Source organism: Georgenia sp. Z1344 (assembly GCF_057652375.1).
The window spans coordinates 3170258-3188116 of the sequence record NZ_CM172728.1; the positions used below are offsets into that span (position 1 = coordinate 3170258).

Consider the following 17859-nt stretch of genomic DNA (forward strand, 5'->3'; position numbering starts at 1 on the left):
CGCACCGTCGCACCGGAGGACCGCCGTGACCGAGCAGGACGTCCAGCACACCCCCTTGCACGTCGCCCACCTGGACGCCGGCGCCTCGATGACCGACTTCGCCGGCTGGGACATGCCGTTGCGCTACAGCTCCGAGCTCGAGGAGCACCGGGCGGTCCGCACCGCGGCGGGCCTCTTCGACCTCTCCCACATGGGCCAGGTCGTCGTGGAGGGCCCGGGTGCCGGGGAGGCGCTCGACCGGGCGCTCGTCACCCGCCCCTCGACCGCCGAGGTCGGGCGGGCGAGGTACTCGGTCATGCTCGACCCCGACGGGGGCATCGTCGACGACCTCGTCGTGTACCGCCTCGGCGAGCACGAGTTCCTCGTCGTGGCGAACGCCGCCAACCGGCTCGTCGTCGTCGACGAGCTGACCCGTCGGGCCGAGGGCGTCGCCGACGTCTCGGTGGAGGACCGCACCACCGCCCGCGCCCTGATCGCGGTCCAGGGTCCGCAGGCGCCGGCGATCCTCGCGTCCGTCACGGACGACGATCTCGACACGCTGCGGTACTACCGGGCGCGGCGCGCGACGGTGGCCGGCGTCGACCTCCTCGTCGCGCGCACCGGCTACACCGGGGAGGTCGGCTACGAGCTCATGCTCGGTGCCGCCCACGCCCGCTCGGTGTGGGACGCCCTGCTCGTGGCCGGCGCCGAGGAGGGCCTCGTCCCGGCCGGGCTGGCCTCCCGCGACACGCTGCGCCTCGAGGCCGGCATGCCGCTCTACGGCAACGAGCTCTCCCGGTCGACGGGCCCGGACGAGGTCGGCCTCACCCGGCTCGTCGACCTGACCGAGGAGCACGCGTTCGTCGGCCGCGCGGCGGTGGAGGCCGCGCGTGAGCGCCCGACCGGACGGGCGCTCGTCGCGCTGTCCGGCGAGGGCCGTCGCGCCGCGCGCGCGGGGTCCGCAGTGCTCGTGGGGGACGTGGAGGTCGGGACGGTGACCTCCGGGGCGCTCTCCCCGACCCTCGGCCACCCGATCGCGCTCGCCCTCGTCGATCGCCCCCTCGAGCCCGGCACGGCCGCCGAGGCCGACGTGCGCGGGCGTCGGCAGGCGATGACCGTCGTCGAGACCCCGTTCTACAAGCGCCCGTCCTGACGTCGACCGGTCGCGCCGCACCCGCGACGTCCCCTCCTCACCCGCCTCCTCCCGTTCGCCCCACCTGTCCCCGTCAGACTCGTCCCGATCCGCCACGCACCCGAAGGAGACCGCTGTGAGCAGCTACCCCGAGGACCGGAAGTACACCGCAGAGCACGAGTGGATCGCCGTCGACGGCGCGACCGCCAGGGTCGGGCTGACCAGGTTCGCCGCGGAGTCGCTCGGCGAGGCCGTGTACGTCGACCTGCCCGAGGTCGGCGACACCGTGACGGCCGGCGAGGCCTGCGGAGAGGTCGAGTCGACGAAGTCGGTCTCCGACCTCGTCGCCCCCGCCACCGGCGAGGTCACCGCGGTCAACGACGCCGCGGACGCCGACCCGGCGCTCATCACGAACGACCCCCACGGCGAGGGGTGGCTCTACGAGATCACGGTCGGCGAGCTGCCGTCCGACCTGCTCGACGCCGCCGGGTACGCCGCGCTCGCCGACGAGGCCGCCAAGTGAGGCCCTTCGTCGACCGCCACCTCGGCGCGGGCGCCGCCGCGCGCGAGACGATGCTCGCCGCGGTGGGCGCCTCGTCGTCGGCCGACCTCATGGCGCGCGCCCTGCCCCCGAGCATCCGGGACGACGCCGAGACCCTCGCCGCCGAGCTGCCGATCCCGGCGGCGGCGAGCGAGGCCGAGGTCGCCGCCGAGCTCCGTGCGATGGCGGCGACCAACACCGTGCGGCGGTCGATGATCGGCCAGGGCTACTACGGCACCCACACCCCGGCGGTGATCCGGCGGAACGTGCTGGAGAACCCCTCCTGGTACACGGCCTACACGCCCTACCAGCCCGAGATCTCCCAGGGCAGGCTCGAGGCGCTGCTCAACTTCCAGACCCTCGTCTCGGACCTCACGGGCCTCACGGTCTCCGGCGCGTCGATGCTCGACGAGGCCACGGCCGTGGCCGAGGGGATGCTGCTCGCGCGCCGCGCCGTCAAGGGCGCCGGCCCGCGCATCGTCGTCGACACCGACCTGTTCGCGCAGACCGCGGCCGTGCTGGCCACCCGGGCCGAGCCCGTCGGCATCGAGCTGGTCCCCGCCGACCTCTCGGCCGGGGAGCTCCCGGACCTCGAGGGCGTCGCCGGGGTCGTCGTCCAGGTCCCCGGGGCCTCGGGACGCATCCCCGACGCCGAGGTGCTGCGCGGTGTCGTCGAGGCCACCCACGCCGCCGGGGCACTCGCGATCGCCGCCACCGACCTGCTCGCGTGCACGCTGATGACGGCGCCCGGCGACCTGGGGTTCGACGTCGCCGTCGGCTCCTCCCAGCGACTCGGCGTGCCGATGGGCTTCGGCGGTCCCCACGCGGGCTTCATGTCGGTGCGCGAGGGCCTCGAGCGACAGCTGCCGGGCAGGCTCGTCGGCGTCTCCGTCGACGCCGACGGACGGCCCGCCCACCGGCTCGCGCTCCAGACCCGCGAGCAGCACATCCGCCGCCAGAAGGCCACGAGCAACATCTGCACCGCTCAGGTGCTGCTCGCGGTCATGGCCTCGTCGTTCGCGGTCTACCACGGCCCCGAGGGACTCACCGAGATCGCCGCGCACGCCGCCCGGTCGGCGAACGAGCTCGCCTCCTGCCTCCGGGCGGGCGGCGCCGACGTCGCGGTCGGCGGCCGGTTCGACACCGTCGAGGTCCGCGTCCCCGGGCGGGCCGCCGAGCTCGCCGCCGCCGCGTCGGCGGACGGGGTGTGGCTGTGGGTCGAGGACGCCGACACCCTGCGCATCTCCACCGACGAGACGACGACGGCCGGCGACCTCGACACGGTGGTGCGCGTCGTCGTCGGGCAGGACCGGACGCCGGGGGAGGGCGCCGGCCGGGCCGCGCCTGCGGGTGGGTCCGAGCCCGCCGGCGGGGCCGGGCCGACCGCGCCGGGCGACCCGACCGACGGCACGGGCGTCCCCGCGTCGATGCGCCGGACGACCGAGTTCCTGACGCACCCGGTGTTCTCCGCGCACCGCTCCGAGACCGCGATGCTCCGCTACCTCACGCGGCTCGCGGCGAAGGACTACGCGCTCGACCGCGGCATGATCCCGCTGGGCTCGTGCACGATGAAGCTCAACGCCGCGATCGAGATGGAGTCGATCAGCTGGCCGGGCTTCGCCGCGGTCCACCCGTTCGCGCCCGCGGAGGACGTGACCGGCTACCTGCGCCTCGTCGAGGACCTCGAGGGCTGGCTCGCCGCCCTCACGGGGTACGAGGCGGTGTCGCTCCAGCCCAACGCCGGCTCCCAGGGCGAGCTCGCCGGGCTCCTTGCCATCCGCGGCTACCACCGCTCCCGCGGGGACGAGCGACGCACCGTCTGCCTCGTCCCGGCGTCCGCGCACGGGACGAACGCGGCCTCGGCGGTGCTCGCCGGGCTGTCGGTCGTGGTCGTCCCCTCCGCGTCGGACGGCTCGATCGACATCGACGCGCTCACCGAGCTCGCCGCGTCCCACGCCGACGACCTCGCGGCCATCATGCTCACCTACCCGTCCACGCACGGCGTCTACGAGGAGCACGTGCGGCAGGTGTGCGACGTCGTGCACGAGCACGGGGGCCAGGTCTACCTCGACGGCGCCAACCTCAATGCGCTGCTGGGCCATGCCAGGCCCGGCGAGTTCGGCGGCGACGTCAGCCACCTCAACCTGCACAAGACCTTCTGCATCCCGCACGGGGGCGGCGGACCCGGCGTGGGGCCGGTGGCCGCCAAGTCCCACCTGGCGCCGTTCCTGCCGGGGCACCCGCTCGCGCAGGGCGACCTGCGCGCGGACGGGGCGGTGTCGGCGGCTCCCTACGGCTCCCCGTCGATCCTGCCGATCACGTGGGCGTACATCCGGCTCATGGGTGCGGACGGGCTGCGGCGCGCCACCGAGGACGCCGTGCTCGCGGCGAACTACGTGGCGGCGCGGCTCGGCGACACGTTCCCGGTGCTCTACCGCGGCCCGGGGGACGCCGTCGCGCACGAGTGCATCCTCGACCTGCGCCCGCTCAAGTCCGCGACCGGCATCACGGTCGACGACGTCGCCAAGCGCCTCATCGACTTCGGCTTCCACGCGCCGACGATGAGCTTCCCGGTGCCCGGCACCCTCATGGTCGAGCCCACCGAGTCCGAGGACCTGCCGGAGATCGACCGGTTCGTCGACGCGATGCTCGCCATCGAGGCCGAGGCGCGGGCGGTGGCCGAGGGGCGGTGGCCGGCGGTCGACAACCCGCTCGTCAACGCCCCCCACCCCGCCGCACGTCTGGCAGGGGAGTGGACGCACCCCTACACGCGCGCCGAGGCCGCGTTCCCGGCCGGCGAGGAGGACAAGTACTGGCCGCCGGTGGCGCGCGTCGACGGCGCGTTCGGCGACCGGAACCTCGTCTGCTCGTGCCCGCCCCCGGAGGCGTTCGCCCAGGTCTGAGGGGCGCATCAGGGGACCGACGGACGCCCCGTCGGCGTCGGCGCGCAGCCGGACGTGCGCCGACGCCGACAAGGGTGTAATGTCTGTGTCGGCTATAATTGTAGGGACGGCGCGCGCCGCCCCGGGCTCGTTCTGCGGGTCGGCATGGAACATGCGGCGCGACGGGCGTGTTGAGACCACGACGCCCCCACCCCCGGCGAAAGGCCCCCTACCGATGAGTACCGACGTTACTGAGCCTGCGACGGGCACGAGCACGACCACCCCCGCGGCGAAGACACCTGCCAAGAAGACCACCGCGAAGAAGCCCGCGGCGAGGAAGACGACCTCGTCCACGACCGCCGCGAAGTCGACCGCGGCGAAGAAGACGTCCAGCGCGAAGTCGTCGACCACCGCCGCGAGGTCGGGCAGCACGGCGAAGTCGTCGACCGCCGCGAAGAAGACCACCACCGCGGCCGCTCCGAAGCGCGGCGCGAAGGCGGCGAAGCCGGCGGACGAGGTCGAGGAGACCGAGGAGACGACGACCACCCCCGAGGACGTCGACGAGTCGGAGCTCGTGGACGAGACCGGCACGGCGGACACCGACAGCGCCGACGAGGCCGACGACTCGGACGACGAGACCGACGGCGCCGACACGGACGATGCCTCTGACGAGGACCACGCCGAGGAGCCGGCCCCGGCGCAGTCCGCAACCCGTGGTTCGCGCCGCGGCAAGCTCGCCGTCGTCCCGGACGCGTCCTCCACGAAGGACGGGAAGTCCGGCAAGGAGGAGACGACCGCGAGCGGGTTCGTGGTCTCGGACTCCGACGACGACGACCAGCCCGTCCAGCAGGTCGTCACCGCCGGCGCGACCGCGGACCCGGTCAAGGACTACCTCAAGCAGATCGGCAAGGTGGCCCTCCTCAACGCCGAGCAGGAGGTCGAGCTCGCCAAGCGCATCGAGGCCGGCCTGTTCGCCGAGGAGCGCCTGGCTCAGGAGCCCGAGATGGAGCGCAAGCTCTCCCGGGAGCTGCAGTGGATCGCGAACGACGGCCGCCTCGCGAAGAACCACCTCCTCGAGGCGAACCTGCGACTCGTCGTGTCCCTGGCCAAGCGGTACACGGGTCGCGGGATGCTGTTCCTCGACCTCATCCAGGAGGGCAACCTCGGCCTCATCCGCGCGGTCGAGAAGTTCGACTACACCAAGGGCTACAAGTTCTCCACGTACGCGACCTGGTGGATCCGTCAGGCCATCACCCGCGCCATGGCCGACCAGGCCCGCACCATCCGCATCCCCGTGCACATGGTCGAGGTCATCAACAAGCTCGCCCGCGTCCAGCGGCAGATGCTCCAGGACCTGGGCCGCGAGCCCACGCCCGAGGAGCTCGCCAAAGAGCTCGACATGACCCCGGAGAAGGTCGTCGAGGTCCAGAAGTACGGCCGCGAGCCCATCTCCCTGCACACCCCGCTCGGCGAGGACGGCGACTCCGAGTTCGGTGACCTCATCGAGGACTCCGAGGCCGTCGTGCCCGCCGAGGCCGTGAGCTTCACGCTCCTGCAGGAGCAGCTCAACGCCGTGCTCGACACGCTCTCAGAGCGGGAGGCCGGCGTGGTCTCCATGCGGTTCGGCCTCCAGGACGGCCAGCCCAAGACCCTCGACGAGATCGGCAAGGTCTACGGGGTCACCCGCGAGCGCATCAGGCAGATAGAGAGCAAGACGATGTCGAAGCTCCGTCACCCGAGCCGCTCCCAGGTCCTGCGCGACTACCTGGACTGACCCCGACCGAACGACCGACCCGACGGGCCCGTGTCGCACCTCATCGTGCGGCCCGGGCCCGTCGGCGTCCCCGGCCGGTACAGATATCGGGCGTTCCGGCACGGACGCCGCGCGCCACGGAGGCCGACGACGGGCGGTCGAGCTCCGGCGCCGCCTAGAAGAGCGTCATCACGCCCCAGATGACGAGCAGGACGCCGAAGGCGATCGTCACGCCCCACAGCCCCTTGATGAGGAAGCTGGTCGTCCGCCGGGACTGCGGGTCGTCGTCGTACCGTCCGAAGGGGAGGCCCGCCATCGTCGGCCCGGGTTCCCGGCCCTCGTGGGCCGCGACGGCCCGCTCGGCATCGGAGATCCGCGAGGGCGGCGGCTCGGCGCCGTCGGCGCCGAACGCGTCGCCGTAGCCGCCTGACCCGTCGCCAGGGGCGCCGGAGGCGTCCGGCCCGTTCATGCCGTACGGGTCGGAGGCGGGCCGCTCGCCGGCCGGGGTGGGCGCGGCGGAGGCGCCGTACTGCTCGGGGCCCGCAGCCGGGTACTCGTCGGGGCCGGCCGTCCCGGGCTCCCGGACGTCGGCGGTCCATCGTGTGCCGTCCCATCGACGCTCGAGGCCCTCCTGCCACGGGTCCGGGTGCCAGCCTGGTTCGCGCTGCTCCATCTCGGGACTCCTCGTCTCGCTCGGTCGGGCGTAGTCCAGCGTGGCACAGCGGCGCGTGCGGCGCCGGTCAGGCACAGGGGTCAGGTACCTGGCGGTCGGGGTCGGTCGGGTCGCGCGCCGGGCCACGGCGGACCCCAGGGCCGCGCGGTGGTCGCGAACGCGACGACGAGCCGGCGTGCGGCCCCGGTGAGCACGAGCCCGAGCATGACGCGAAGCAGGGAGCCGTCGGCGAGGACGAGCTCGACCCGACCGGCCTGCAGCAGCCGGCCTCGGCGTCGGGCACCGCGGACCACGTCGCGCGGCAGGTCCCACAGGATCTCGGGTGCGCTCTCGAGGGGATTCGTCGTGAGGACCACCCGGTGGGACGTGACGAGGAGGTACGGGAACGTCTCGCAGCGGTCGATCGCGTCGCGCACCTCGGTGGCGAGACAGTCCGGCCAACCTATGAGGGACACGCCCGTGACCACCGAGTCCGCGAGATCGGCGGTGTAGTCGGTCGGCAGGCCGAGCAGCATGTCCAGCGGCGACCCGAGGTCGAACCTCGGCCGCGGACCGAAGCGCTCGGCGCCCGCCATGTAGGCCACACCCTCCCAGGCGTGCGGGCGCTCGTCGGGCGTGCGTAGCACGCGCGGCAGCGCGTCCCCGGCATGGCGGAGCATGTCCATGGCGTCATGCTGCCGTACCGCTGACCCGCCGCGACGCGCGCGAGCGAGGGGGATCAGGGGTAGGGCCACCCGTTGGGGACGCACCCCTGCATGCCGAGCGTCTGCTGCTGCATGACGGGAGCCGGCCGTCCCGGCGCGGGACAGCGCACGTGTCCGTGGCCCAGGAAGTGGCCCATCTCGTGGTTGACGACGTAGTCGCGGTAGCTCGTCAACGAGCCACCCGCGTTCGTGAACGGCGCGGCGCCGTACGCCCAGCGGTTCGCGTTGATGACCACCGACGTCCCCACGCGGCACGAGGTGTACCCGTTCGTGTTGAGCGGGTAGCACAGGCGGTCCACCGTGGCGGGCGAGGTCAGGCGGAGGACGACGTCGGCGGGCCCGTCCGTCCGGGCGAACGAGACCGCGCCGTGGCGCCCCCACCCGCGCGAGGCGTTGAGGGTGGTCATGACGAGGTCGGCGAACTCGGGGCGCACCACGGAGATGCCGCGCTCGGTCTCGATCCGCACGCGGACCGTCCGCGCGGAGTCGTTCGGGGCGGGCACGGAGCCCGGGACGACCGCGAAGGTGCCCGACCCGGACCACGGCGGTGCACCGACGAGCCCCCCGTTGGTGGGCGGCGTCGGAGGCGGTGGCGGGGGAGTCGGGGCGGCCGCGGGGCGCCGCAGGCCGAAGGTGTCGGCGCCGTTCCCGTCCCAGTCGCCGGCGAAGGCCGTGTCGTCCGTGCGGCCGAAGGAGATCGTGCGGTCCGCGTTCCCGCCGGCCAGCGTGGTGCTCACGTGCAGCTCGGTGCCGCGGCGCACGGCGAGCGTGTCCGTCCCGTCCCCGTCCCAGTCGCCGACGAGGACGGTGTCCCCGGCGCGACCGTAGTCGAGCTCGATCTCGGCGTTGCCGGAGGTGAGGGTGTTGGAGAGGAAGTACCGGTTCCCGCGCCGCACGGCGAGGGTGTCGGTGCCGTCCCCGTCCCAGTCGCCGACGAGGACGGTGTCCCCGGCGCGGCCGTAGTCGAGCTCGATCTCGGCGTTGCCGGAGGTGAGGGTGTTGGAGAGGAAGTACCGGTTCCCGCGCCGCACGGCGAGGGTGTCGGTGCCGTCCCCGTCCCAGTCGCCGACGTGGACGACGTCGGCCGCCCGGCCGTAGGCGATCTGCCGGTCGGCCGGCCCCGAGGTCAGCGTGTTGCGCAGGTGGTACACCTGGCCGCGGCGCACCGCGAGCGTGTCGGTGCCGTTCCCGTCCCAGTCGCCGGTCAGGACGTCGTCGTCGGCGCGGCCGTAGACGAGGTGCCGGTCGGTGACGCCGTCGAGGTCGTCGTCGAGGAAGAACTCGGTCCCTGATCCGCCGACCTCCCCGGTGGCCGCCGTGGGCGAGGCGGGGGCCGTGAGCGCTGCGAGGGTGGCGAGGGCGGACACGGCGGCGAGAGCGCCAAGCCGGCGCGGGGTCCTGGTGGGGAGCACGGCCCCCAGGCTAGGGGCTCGGGCGGCACCCGGACAGCGTTTCGGCAGGTCGGTCCGGCCCGCCCCCTCCGGTCGGGCCCGTCAGGACCTGTCGGTCCGGCTCAGTCCTTGACGACGTGCCGCGCGGCGAGCACGTGGAACACGCCGAAGAGCATGAGGCCCACCGCGATCGCGCCGACGAGCACCGGGCCCGCGGGCCAGCCGAGGATGGTGACGAGCGCGGTGTCGGTGCCACCGGCCTGGTCCGGGTCCGATCGCAGCGCCGCGAGCGCCACGAGGACGCCGAGGACGGTGAAGGCGAACCCGCGTGCCGCGTGCCCGACGCGGCCGGCGAGCAGCACCTTCCGGTCGACGCGCGGGTCGAGCTTCTTGGCGAACCGCTCCGTGGCGCCGGTCCAGATCCACCACAGCCCGACCGCCACGACGGCGCCGCCGACGCACGCGAGCAGGATCTGCCCGCCCGGCTGGGACAGGAGGGTCTGCGCACCCTGCTCCTCGGTGTTCCCCGACCCGGAGCTGCCGCGCATGAGGACGACGACGCCGGTCACCGCCAGCGCAGCGGCGACGACCCCCTTGGCGGCCGAACCGATCCGCCGCGCCAGGTCCGAGGACCCGTGCTCGTCCGGGTGCCCGACGACCGCGAGGACGAGCTGCCAGACGACGTAGCAGAGCAGGCCGAGCACCATGACGACGAGCAGGGCGGCGCCGAGCGGCGTGCTGCCGATCTCCTCGATCGCTCCCGAGGTGGTCGAGTCCTCGGAGGAGCCGGATCCGATCGCGAGGCCCATGGCGATCCAGCCGACGACGAACCACACGATGCCCTGGGCGGCGAAGCCGACCTGGCCGAGCCGGTGGAGCCACCCTCCACGCGCGGAGTCCTGAGCGTCCTGGGCCACCTCGTCGGCCTGGTCCTTGACCTGGTCGACCTGGTCCTTCATCGAGTCGCTGTCCACCGGGGCATCGAATCATCTGTGGCGGGCCGCTGCACCCGGGACGACGAACGGCTGCCGCCCCGCGCGGGGCGGCAGCCGTTCGGGGCGTGCCGGGTCAGGCGTCCGCGCTGAGCAGACGGTCGCTCTCGTCGTGGATCTCCGTGGCCACCTCGTCGAGCTTGTCGGCGTGGCGGCGGGCGTGGTGCGCGCAGAACAGGAGCGAGCCGGAGCGCAGGGTCACGCGGACGTAGGCCTGTGCGCCGCAGGCGTCGCAGCGGTCGGCGGCGGTGAGCTGGGGTTCGGTCGCTGTCGTGGTCACACCGGCATGTAATCATCCCGGACCCCGTTCTGTGCCGAGGTGGCGGGGGAGTTCGCCCCCGGCGTAGCCGCGTGTCGCCCCGGTCACCGGCCGTCGACCGCGCCTCCGCGCCCGTCGACCGCGCCTCCGCGCCCGTCGGCCACGCCTCCGCGCCCGTCGGGCGGCCCCGCCGTACGATCCTTCGGTGAATCCCACCTCCGCCGCCGAGTACTCGGCACGGCACCTGTCGGTCCTCGAGGGACTGGCCGCCGTGCGCAAGCGACCGGGCATGTACATCGGCTCGACCGACGGTCGGGGCCTCATGCACTGCCTGTGGGAGATCGTCGACAACTCTGTCGACGAGGGCCTCGGCGGGCACGCGACCCGCATCGAGATCGTCCTGCACCCGGACTCCTCGGTCGAGGTCCGCGACGACGGACGAGGCATCCCGGTCGACGAGGTCCCCGGCGTCGGGCTGTCCGGTGTCGAGGTCGTCTACACCAAGCTCCACGCGGGTGGGAAGTTCGACTCGGGGTCGTACGCGACCTCGGGCGGACTGCACGGCGTCGGAGCGTCGGTGGTCAACGCGCTCTCGGCGCGCCTCGACGTCGAGGTGGACCGCGGGGGCAGGACCCACCGGATGACGTTCCGCCGCGGTGAGCCCGGCACGTTCGACGACCCGGCCGCGGGCCCCTCGGCGGACGCCGACTTCCAGCCGTTCGAGAAGGCGTCGAGCCTGGAGGTCACCGGCAAGGTGCGCCGTGGCGTCACCGGGACGCGCGTGCGGTACTGGGCGGACCCACAGATCTTCCCGGCCACGGCCGAGTTCAGCCTCGAGGAGGTGCTCGGTCGCGCCCGGCAGACCTCCTTCCTCGTCCCGGGCCTGACGATCGTGGTCTCCGACCGCCGCGCGTCGGACCCCGAGGAGCACACGACCGAGGAGTTCCGGCACGACGGCGGTACGGCGGACTTCGTCGAGTACCTGTCTCCGGACACCGCGGTGACCGAGGTGTGGCGCCTGACCGGTCAGGGCGCGTTCACCGAGACGATCCAGCAGCTCGACGGCAAGGGCCACCTGCGGCCCGTCGAGGTCGAGCGGGTCTGCGAGGTCGACGTCGCGCTGCGCTGGGGCACGGGGTTCGAGACGACCGCCCGCAGCTTCGTCAACATCATCGCCACCCCCAAGGGCGGCACGCACGTGGCCGGCTTCGAGCAGGCCGTCCTCAAGGTGGCCCGCAAGCAGATCGAGGCGTCCGCGCGTCGGCTCAAGGTCACCGCCAAGGACCCCCGGATCGAGAAGGACGACGTCCTCGCCGGCCTCACCACCGTGGTCTCGGTCCGCGTGCCCGAGCCGCAGTTCGAGGGGCAGACCAAGGAGGTCCTCGGGACCGCGCAGGTCCGGCAGGTCGTGGCGAAGGTGGTGGAGGCTGAGCTCACGGACCTGCTCACCTCGACGAGGGCCGCGCAGCGGTCGCAGTCGAACGCCCTGCTGGAGAAGATCGTCGGCGAGATGCGTGCGCGGGTCGCCGCCCGCACGCAGAAGGACATCTCGCGCCGGAAGAACGCCCTCGAGAGCTCGTCGCTGCCGACCAAGCTCGTCGACTGCCGCTCCAAGGAGGTCGAGCGCTCCGAGCTGTTCATCGTCGAGGGGGACTCCGCGCTCGGCACCGCGCGCCGGGCGCGGAGCTCGGAGTTCCAGGCGCTGCTGCCGATCCGCGGAAAGATCCTCAACGTCCAGAAGGCCTCCGCCGCGGACATCCTCAACAACGTCGAGGTCGCGACGATCTTCCAGGTCATCGGGGCCGGGTCGGGGCGCACGTTCGACCTCGACCTCGCCCGCTACGGGAAGATCGTCCTCATGACGGACGCCGACGTCGACGGCGCCCACATCCGCACCCTTCTGCTCACCCTCTTCTTCCGGTACTGCCGGCCGCTGGTCGAGGCGGGTCGCGTCTTCGCCGCGGTCCCGCCGCTGCACCGGGTCGAGGTCGCCGGCTCCGGCGGGCGCAAGGGCGAGGTCCACTACACCTACTCCGACGCCGAGCTCGCCCGCCTGCTCGCCAAGCTGGACAAGGCCGGGAAGAACCTGCGGTCGACCCCGCAGCGGTACAAGGGCCTCGGTGAGATGGACGCCGACCAGCTGGCCGAGACCACGATGGACCCCGCGCGCCGCACGCTGCGACGCATCACGGGGGCCGACGAGGAGGCGGTGGCCCGCGCCGAGTCCGTCTTCGAGCTGCTCATGGGCAGCGAGGTCGCGCCGCGCAAGGACTTCATCGTGGCCGGTGCGGCCGCGGTCGACCGTGAGCGGATCGACGCCTGAGGCGGGGGAGTCCTCGGGCCCGGCGACACGGCGACGTAGACTTCCGGGCATGATCGTGTCCTCGGCCGGGTCCGCCGCGCAGCTCGCGCGCCGGTTCGACCCGCCGGCCTCCGCCGCGGTCCCGGGTCCCCACCTGGGCCTGCGCTGGCGCACCCTCGCCGCCGACGACGGGGCGGACGTCGCGGCGCTGTGGGACCGTTCCGACGCCGTCGACTCCCGCGGGACGCGCACGACCCGGGCCGACGTCGACCGGCTGCTCTCGGCCGCGGCCGACGCCGGCGACACCCTCGGCGGGTTCGACGCCGACGGGATCCTGCGCGCGGCGGCGGCGCTCGTCCTCACGCTCCAGGGCGACGGCGCGGAGGTCCGCCTGCGCGCGACGATCGACCCGGGCAGGCGCGGGCTGGGCATAGGCAAGGCCCTGCTCGGCTGGCAGGACGACCGAGCGCGTCAGCTCCTCGCCGACGCCGCACCCGCCGGGCCGGCTCGCATCGTCATCGAGGTCGACCCGCACCAGAGCGACCGCCGTCGCCTCTGTGCGGCTGCCGGCTTCGCCCCCGAACCCGGCGCGCCGGGTCGGACGTTCGCGGTGGTGCTGTGAGCCAGCCTCCCGGGCGCGGGCTGCGCGCCGCACTGACGGGCCTGCGCACCTCGACCCGGCGTCCCTCCGGCGAGACCGTGGCCATGCACGTCCTCGCCGAGCCCGACCCCTCGACCGGGTCGACCGACCGGCTCCTGCCGCGGGCGGTCGACGGGCTCACGTGGTCGGTGCTCGACGCGCCGCGCGCAGCCGAGCTCGCCGCCCTCGTCTCCCGCATCGAGTCGGCCGACGGCACCCCGCTGCGCACCTCTGCCGAGGAGGTCGAGAGCTACTTCGCCGCCCGCGAGGGCTACCGGGCGGTCGCCGGGGACGACGCCGAGGGCGTGATGCGGGCGTTCGGCCTGGTGCGACCCAAGGGCGAGGTCGTCGACGGCATGCCCTCGTTCACCTGCTCCGGCGGGGTCGACGACGCGCTGCGGCTCAAGGGCGCGGGCGCCGCGCTCGTCGGCTGGCAGGTGGCGACCTCGCAGGCGCTGCTCGCCGAGTCGGGGGCCGAGCGTGGCGCCGTCGTCGTCCACGTCGACGAGAGCGAGTCGGATCTCAGCGCGCTGCTCGAGGAGCACGGGTTCCGGCCCCGGCGCTGGTACGTCCAGATGCGCCGGAGCCTGTCGCTCGACATCCCGACGATCCCGCTGCCCCCGTACGTGTCGGTCGAGCCCTGGACGCCCGAGCTCGCCGACCAGGTGCGGCGTGCCCACGGCCGGGCGTTCGCCGACCAGCCGGAGGGCGCGATGGAGCGCGGCGCCGAGCTGTGGGGCCCGGAGGCGACGGCCTTCGAGCCGGGCTGGAGCTTCGTCGCCCTCGACCGGTCCTCGGACCGCGCGAAGGTCGCCGGCTACGTCGTGTCCAGCAGGTACGAGCAGGACTGGGAGGCGCTGGGCTGGACCGAGGGGTACACCGAGGTCCTCGGCGTGCTCTCGGAGTGGCGCGGCAAGCACGTGGGCAGCGCCCTGCTGAGCGCCGTCATGCGCGCGTACGCGGCCGACGGCATGGAGTACGCGGGGCTCGACGTCGACGTCGACTTCTCGCTCGACGTCGACCATCCGGAGCCGCACTCGATGATGGCGCTGTACACGAGCCTCGACTACGTCCCGACCAGCCGGTCCGCCCTGTACGTCCTCGAGCTCTGACGCGGATCCGTCGCCCTGGACGAGCACGCCGGACGACGACGCAGCGCGCGGCTGCACCGCCGTCGAGCGATGCTCAGCGGTGCAGGTGGGGCTCGACGAGCTCGGCGTAGCGCGCGGCCACCGTGGCCAGCGTGGAGTCGCCGGGTGCGTCCCAGATCTCCTGGTTGAAGATCTCGACCTCGACGTCGCCCGTGTACCCGGCGTCGGCGACCCAGCCCGTGATGGTGGCGAAGTCGACGAACCCGTCCCCGGGGAAACCGCGGGAGAGCAGCGGGTCGGCGGCGATCGGGAGGTTCCAGTCGCACACCTGGTAGGACGCGAGGCGTCCCTCGGCGCCGGCGCGGGCGACCTGCTCGCGCAGGTCCGGGTCCCACCACACGTGGTAGGTGTCGACGACGACGCCGACGGTCTCGGGTGCGAAGGGGGCCGCGAGGTCGAGGCACTGGCGCAGGGTGGAGAGCACCGCGCGGTCGGCCGCGAAGATCGGGTGCAAGGGCTCGAGCACGAGGCGTACGTCGCTCGCGGCCGCGTGCTCCGAGAGCTCGGCGATCCGGTCGGCCACCCGCGCGCGGGCGGCCACGAGGTCGCGGTCCCCGCCGGCCGACGGCGGGCCGTTGGGGCCGGTGGCCGCGGGCAGCCCGCCGACGACGAGGACGAGCTCGCGGGTGCCGAGGGCGGCCGCCTCGTCGATCGCGGCGCGGTTGTCGGCCAGGGCGGCGCGCCTCCCGTCGTCGTCGGCCGCGGTGAGGAACCCACCGCGGCACAGCGAGGAGACGCGCAGGCCCGCCTCGCGCACGATCCGGGCCGCGCGCTCGAGCCCGGCCTCGGCGACCCGGTCGCGCCACAGCCCGAGGGCGGGGATCCCCGCGGCCACCGCGCCCTCGACGGCCTCCTCGAGGGTCCAGCGCTTCGTCGTGGCGGTGTTGAGGGAGAGCCGGGACAGGTCCGGGGCGCTCATCGTCCGGCCCCGATCCCGGCGACGTCGAGGAAGCGGGTCATCCGTGTGGCGGCGAGGTCGGGGTCGGTGAGCAGCCCGGCGGCGTCGGCCAGGCGGACGAGCTCGACCAGGTGCGGGACCGACCGGCCCGACTGGAGGCCGCCGACCATCTGGAAGCCGGGCTGGTGGCCGTTGAGCCACGCGAGGAAGGCCACGCCCGTCTTGTAGTAGAAGGTCGGGGCGGCGAACACGTGTCGTCCGAGCGCCTGCGTCGAGGCCAGCGTGGCGTGCGCACCCGCGGTGTCCCCGGCGTCGAGGGCGCTCAGGGCGTGGGACGCCGCCGGCGCGATGGCGGCGAAGATCCCGAGGAGGGCGTCGGAGTGCCCGCGCTCGTCGCCGACCACGAGGTCGGGGTAGTTGTAGTCGTCGCCCGTGTACATCCGCACGCCCTCGGGCAGGCGCTCCCGGACCCAGATCTCCAGGTCCGCGTCGAGCAGCGAGATCTTCATGCCGTCGACCGCGCCCCGGTGCTCGCGCACGAGGTCGAGGAGGACCTCGGCGGCCGCGTAGGGGTCGTCGTGCCCCCAGTAGCCGGCGAGCTGCGGGTCGAACGCCTCGCCGAGCCAGTGGAGGATGACCGGCGCCGTCGAGCGGGACAGGAGGTCGGAGTAGACCGAGCGGTAGTCGTCGGCGTCGCGGGCGGCGGCGGCGAGCGCGCGGGACGCCATGAGGATCGGCCGGGCGCCGGCCTCGCCGACCACGTCGAGCTGGCCGCGGTAGGCGTCGGTCACCGTGCGCAGCGCGCCGGCCGGGTCCGCGCCGGCGACCTGGGCCGGCAGCACCTCGTCCGTGCCGGCGCCGCAGGCGATCGTGCCGCCCACGGAGGCGGCCTCGGCCGACGAGCGGCGGATGAGCTCGGCCGCGGCCGGCCAGTCCAGCCCCATGCCGCGCTGCGCCGTGTCCATGGCCTCGGCGACCCCGAGTCCGAGCGACCACAGGTGGTGCCGGAAACCCAGCGTCGAGTCCCAGTCGAGGACCGCGGGCGCGCCCGGGGCGGTCTCTGCGGTGACGACGGGAACGACGTGGGCGGCCGCGTAGGCCACCCGCGAGTTGAACGGGGCCGACGGGCGGTCCCAGCCCCGGGCCGGCGCGAGCCGGTGGTCCTCCAGGGTGCCGTCGGCGCCGGGCAGCGTGACTCTCGGCCCGGTGCCGGTGCCGGTGCCGGTGCCGGTCATCGGGCCGCGTCCGCGGGCGCGGCCGGCGCGGGGGCGGACCCGTGCGCCGTGTCGAACGAGACGACCGGGACGTCGAGGCGTCGGCCCTCGGCCGAGGAGCGCAGGCCGAGCTCGGCGAGCTGCACGCCGCGCGCGGCGGACAGCAGGTCGTAGCGGTGCGGACGACCGGCCACGACGTCGGCGAGGAACTCCTCCCACTGGGCCTTGAAGCCGTTGTCGAGCGGGGCGTTCGCGGGGACGTCGAGCCACTGGTCGCGGTAGGACTCGGTGACGGGCAGGTCCGGGTTCCACACGGCGGCGGGCGTGTGGGCGCGCTGCTGGGCCACGCACGAGTGCAGGCCCGCGACTGCCGAGCCGTGGGTGCCGTCGACCTGGAACTCGACGAGCTCGTCGCGGTGGACGCGGGTCGCCCACGAGGAGTTGATCTGGACCACCACGGGGTCGCCGCCGGGGGTGGTGACGTCGAAGATCCCGTAGGCGGCGTCGTCGGCGGTGGCGGTGTAGGTCGCCCCCTGCTCGTCCACGCGGGAGGGGATGTGGGTGACGGTCCGCGCCGTCACGGTGTCGACCGTGCCGACGATGCCCTCGAGGACATAGTTCCAGTGGCAGAACATGTCCGTGGTGATACCCCCGCCGTCCTCGCTGCGGTAGTTCCACGACGGCCGCTGACCGGGCTGGACGTCGCCCTCGAACACCCAGTAGCCGAACTCGCCGCGCATCGAGAGGATCCGGCCGAAGAAGCCCTCGTCGACCAGGCGGCGGAGCTTGACCAGGCCCGGGAGGTAGAGCTTGTCGTGGACCACGCCGATGGTCACGCCCGCCTCGTCGCCCCGGCGCGCGAGCTCGACCGCCTCGTCGAGGGTCTCCGCCGTCGGCTTCTCGGTGAAGACGTGCTTGCCCCGGCCGAGGGCGGCCGTGATCGCCTCGACCCGGCGGGAGGTGACCTGCGCGTCGAAGTACACGTCGATCGACGGGTCGTCGAGGACCGACTCGAGATCCGTCGTCCAGTGCTCGACCCCGTGCCGGCGCGCCAGCTCCGCGACCTTGTCGGCGTTCCGGCCCACGAGCACGGGCTCGACCTGGACGAGCGTCCCGTCGCTCAGCCGGACGCCCCCGGCGTCCCGGATCGGGAGGATCGAGCGGACGAGGTGCTGGCGGTAGCCCATACGTCCCGTGATGCCGTTCATGGCGATACGGAGGGTGCGAGTGGTCATGGTCTCTCCATCGAGTGCGGGGCGGAATGCGCTTTCCACATTATGGGGCGGCGCCGCGGGTGTCAACGAGGTCCACCCCGGCGCGGTGTCGAGAGTGCGGCTGAGGGTGCTTC

At 73.9% G+C, this 17859-nt stretch carries 15 protein-coding genes; 7 read left to right on the forward strand and 8 right to left on the reverse strand.

Annotated elements, in window-relative coordinates:
* Positions 1-25: 25 nt before the first annotated feature.
* From gcvT to AC24FB_RS14440, 4 genes are all read left to right on the forward strand, one after another.
* The gene (gene gcvT / locus AC24FB_RS14425) at positions 26-1132 is read left to right on the forward strand and encodes a glycine cleavage system aminomethyltransferase GcvT (protein ID WP_425713331.1); all 1107 of its coding nucleotides are present in this window, start codon (positions 26-28) and stop codon (positions 1130-1132) included.
* A gap of 115 nt (positions 1133-1247) precedes the next feature.
* Positions 1248-1634 (forward strand): glycine cleavage system protein GcvH, encoded by a 387-nt coding sequence (gcvH, locus tag AC24FB_RS14430; RefSeq protein ID WP_425713332.1) that lies wholly within the window; start codon positions 1248-1250, stop codon positions 1632-1634.
* Positions 1635-1684: 50 nt separating this feature from the next.
* Positions 1685-4555: an aminomethyl-transferring glycine dehydrogenase gene (gene gcvP / locus AC24FB_RS14435; RefSeq protein WP_487561491.1), complete on the forward strand. Its 2871-nt coding sequence runs from the start codon at positions 1685-1687 to the stop codon at positions 4553-4555.
* 214 nt (positions 4556-4769) lie between these two features.
* Complete coding sequence (locus AC24FB_RS14440; RefSeq protein WP_425713334.1) at positions 4770-6308, forward strand: RNA polymerase sigma factor; 1539 nt, start codon at positions 4770-4772, stop codon at positions 6306-6308.
* Positions 6309-6462: 154 nt separating this feature from the next.
* Here the strand turns inward: AC24FB_RS14440 and AC24FB_RS14445 are convergent, their stop codons facing one another.
* The 5 genes from AC24FB_RS14445 to AC24FB_RS14465 all read right to left on the reverse strand — a co-directional run bounded on the left by AC24FB_RS14445 (position 6463) and on the right by AC24FB_RS14465 (position 10327).
* Complete coding sequence (locus AC24FB_RS14445; RefSeq protein ID WP_425713335.1) at positions 6463-6960, reverse strand: DUF2510 domain-containing protein; 498 nt, start codon at positions 6958-6960, stop codon at positions 6463-6465.
* An 80-nt stretch (positions 6961-7040) separates the two neighbouring features.
* Complete coding sequence (locus AC24FB_RS14450; RefSeq protein WP_425713336.1) at positions 7041-7625, reverse strand: hypothetical protein; 585 nt, start codon at positions 7623-7625, stop codon at positions 7041-7043.
* A gap of 53 nt (positions 7626-7678) precedes the next feature.
* Positions 7679-9076 (reverse strand): DUF3152 domain-containing protein, encoded by a 1398-nt coding sequence (locus AC24FB_RS14455; protein ID WP_425713337.1) that lies wholly within the window; start codon positions 9074-9076, stop codon positions 7679-7681.
* 101 nt (positions 9077-9177) lie between these two features.
* Entirely contained in the window at positions 9178-10029 is an 852-nt protein-coding gene (locus tag AC24FB_RS14460) for a DUF1206 domain-containing protein (protein ID WP_425713338.1), read from the reverse strand.
* Between the two features lie 94 nt (positions 10030-10123).
* Entirely contained in the window at positions 10124-10327 is a 204-nt protein-coding gene (locus AC24FB_RS14465) for a DUF7455 domain-containing protein (protein ID WP_425713339.1), read from the reverse strand.
* Between the two features lie 184 nt (positions 10328-10511).
* Between AC24FB_RS14465 and AC24FB_RS14470 the strand changes: the two genes are divergently transcribed.
* The 3 genes from AC24FB_RS14470 to AC24FB_RS14480 are packed head-to-tail and all read left to right on the forward strand — an operon-like array spanning position 10512 to position 14360.
* Positions 10512-12629 carry a DNA gyrase/topoisomerase IV subunit B gene (locus AC24FB_RS14470; protein ID WP_425713340.1) on the forward strand — a complete coding sequence of 706 codons (2118 nt, stop codon included), beginning with the start codon at positions 10512-10514 and terminating at the stop codon, positions 12627-12629.
* Positions 12630-12678: 49 nt separating this feature from the next.
* Positions 12679-13230: an N-acetyltransferase gene (locus tag AC24FB_RS14475; protein WP_425713341.1), complete on the forward strand. Its 552-nt coding sequence runs from the start codon at positions 12679-12681 to the stop codon at positions 13228-13230.
* Positions 13227-14360, forward strand: coding sequence for a GNAT family N-acetyltransferase (locus AC24FB_RS14480; protein ID WP_425713342.1), 1134 nt, complete (start codon positions 13227-13229; stop codon positions 14358-14360). The genes AC24FB_RS14475 and AC24FB_RS14480 overlap by 4 nt, the downstream gene beginning before the upstream one ends.
* 73 nt (positions 14361-14433) lie before the next feature.
* On the opposite strand, the gene AC24FB_RS14485 is transcribed toward AC24FB_RS14480, so the two are convergent.
* The 3 genes from AC24FB_RS14485 to AC24FB_RS14495 are packed head-to-tail and all read right to left on the reverse strand — an operon-like array spanning position 14434 to position 17746.
* Positions 14434-15318, reverse strand: coding sequence for a sugar phosphate isomerase/epimerase family protein (locus AC24FB_RS14485; RefSeq protein ID WP_425713343.1), 885 nt, complete (start codon positions 15316-15318; stop codon positions 14434-14436).
* On the reverse strand, positions 15315-16532 hold the full coding sequence (locus AC24FB_RS14490) for a dihydrodipicolinate synthase family protein (protein ID WP_425713344.1): 1218 nt from the start codon (positions 16530-16532) through the stop codon (positions 15315-15317). The genes AC24FB_RS14485 and AC24FB_RS14490 overlap by 4 nt, the downstream gene beginning before the upstream one ends.
* Positions 16529-17746 carry a Gfo/Idh/MocA family protein gene (locus tag AC24FB_RS14495; RefSeq protein ID WP_425713345.1) on the reverse strand — a complete coding sequence of 406 codons (1218 nt, stop codon included), beginning with the start codon at positions 17744-17746 and terminating at the stop codon, positions 16529-16531. Before AC24FB_RS14495 ends, AC24FB_RS14490 begins: the two co-directional genes overlap by 4 nt.
* Positions 17747-17859 lie beyond the last annotated feature (113 nt).

What these genes read in the sequence shown, in the direction of transcription:
- gcvP (WP_487561491.1), top strand. Translation starts at nt 1,685, where the DNA reads ATGCTCGCCGCGGTGGGCGCCTCGTCGTCGGCCGACCTCATGGCGCGC.
- AC24FB_RS14440 (WP_425713334.1), top strand. Translation starts at nt 4,770, where the DNA reads ATGAGTACCGACGTTACTGAGCCTGCGACGGGCACGAGCACGACCACC.
- AC24FB_RS14445 (WP_425713335.1), bottom strand. Translation starts at nt 6,960, where the DNA reads ATGGAGCAGCGCGAACCAGGCTGGCACCCGGACCCGTGGCAGGAGGGC.
- AC24FB_RS14450 (WP_425713336.1), bottom strand. Translation starts at nt 7,625, where the DNA reads ATGGACATGCTCCGCCATGCCGGGGACGCGCTGCCGCGCGTGCTACGC.
- AC24FB_RS14475 (WP_425713341.1), top strand. Translation starts at nt 12,679, where the DNA reads ATGATCGTGTCCTCGGCCGGGTCCGCCGCGCAGCTCGCGCGCCGGTTC.
- AC24FB_RS14485 (WP_425713343.1), bottom strand. Translation starts at nt 15,318, where the DNA reads ATGAGCGCCCCGGACCTGTCCCGGCTCTCCCTCAACACCGCCACGACG.
- AC24FB_RS14490 (WP_425713344.1), bottom strand. Translation starts at nt 16,532, where the DNA reads ATGACCGGCACCGGCACCGGCACCGGCACCGGGCCGAGAGTCACGCTG.
- AC24FB_RS14495 (WP_425713345.1), bottom strand. Translation starts at nt 17,746, where the DNA reads ATGACCACTCGCACCCTCCGTATCGCCATGAACGGCATCACGGGACGT.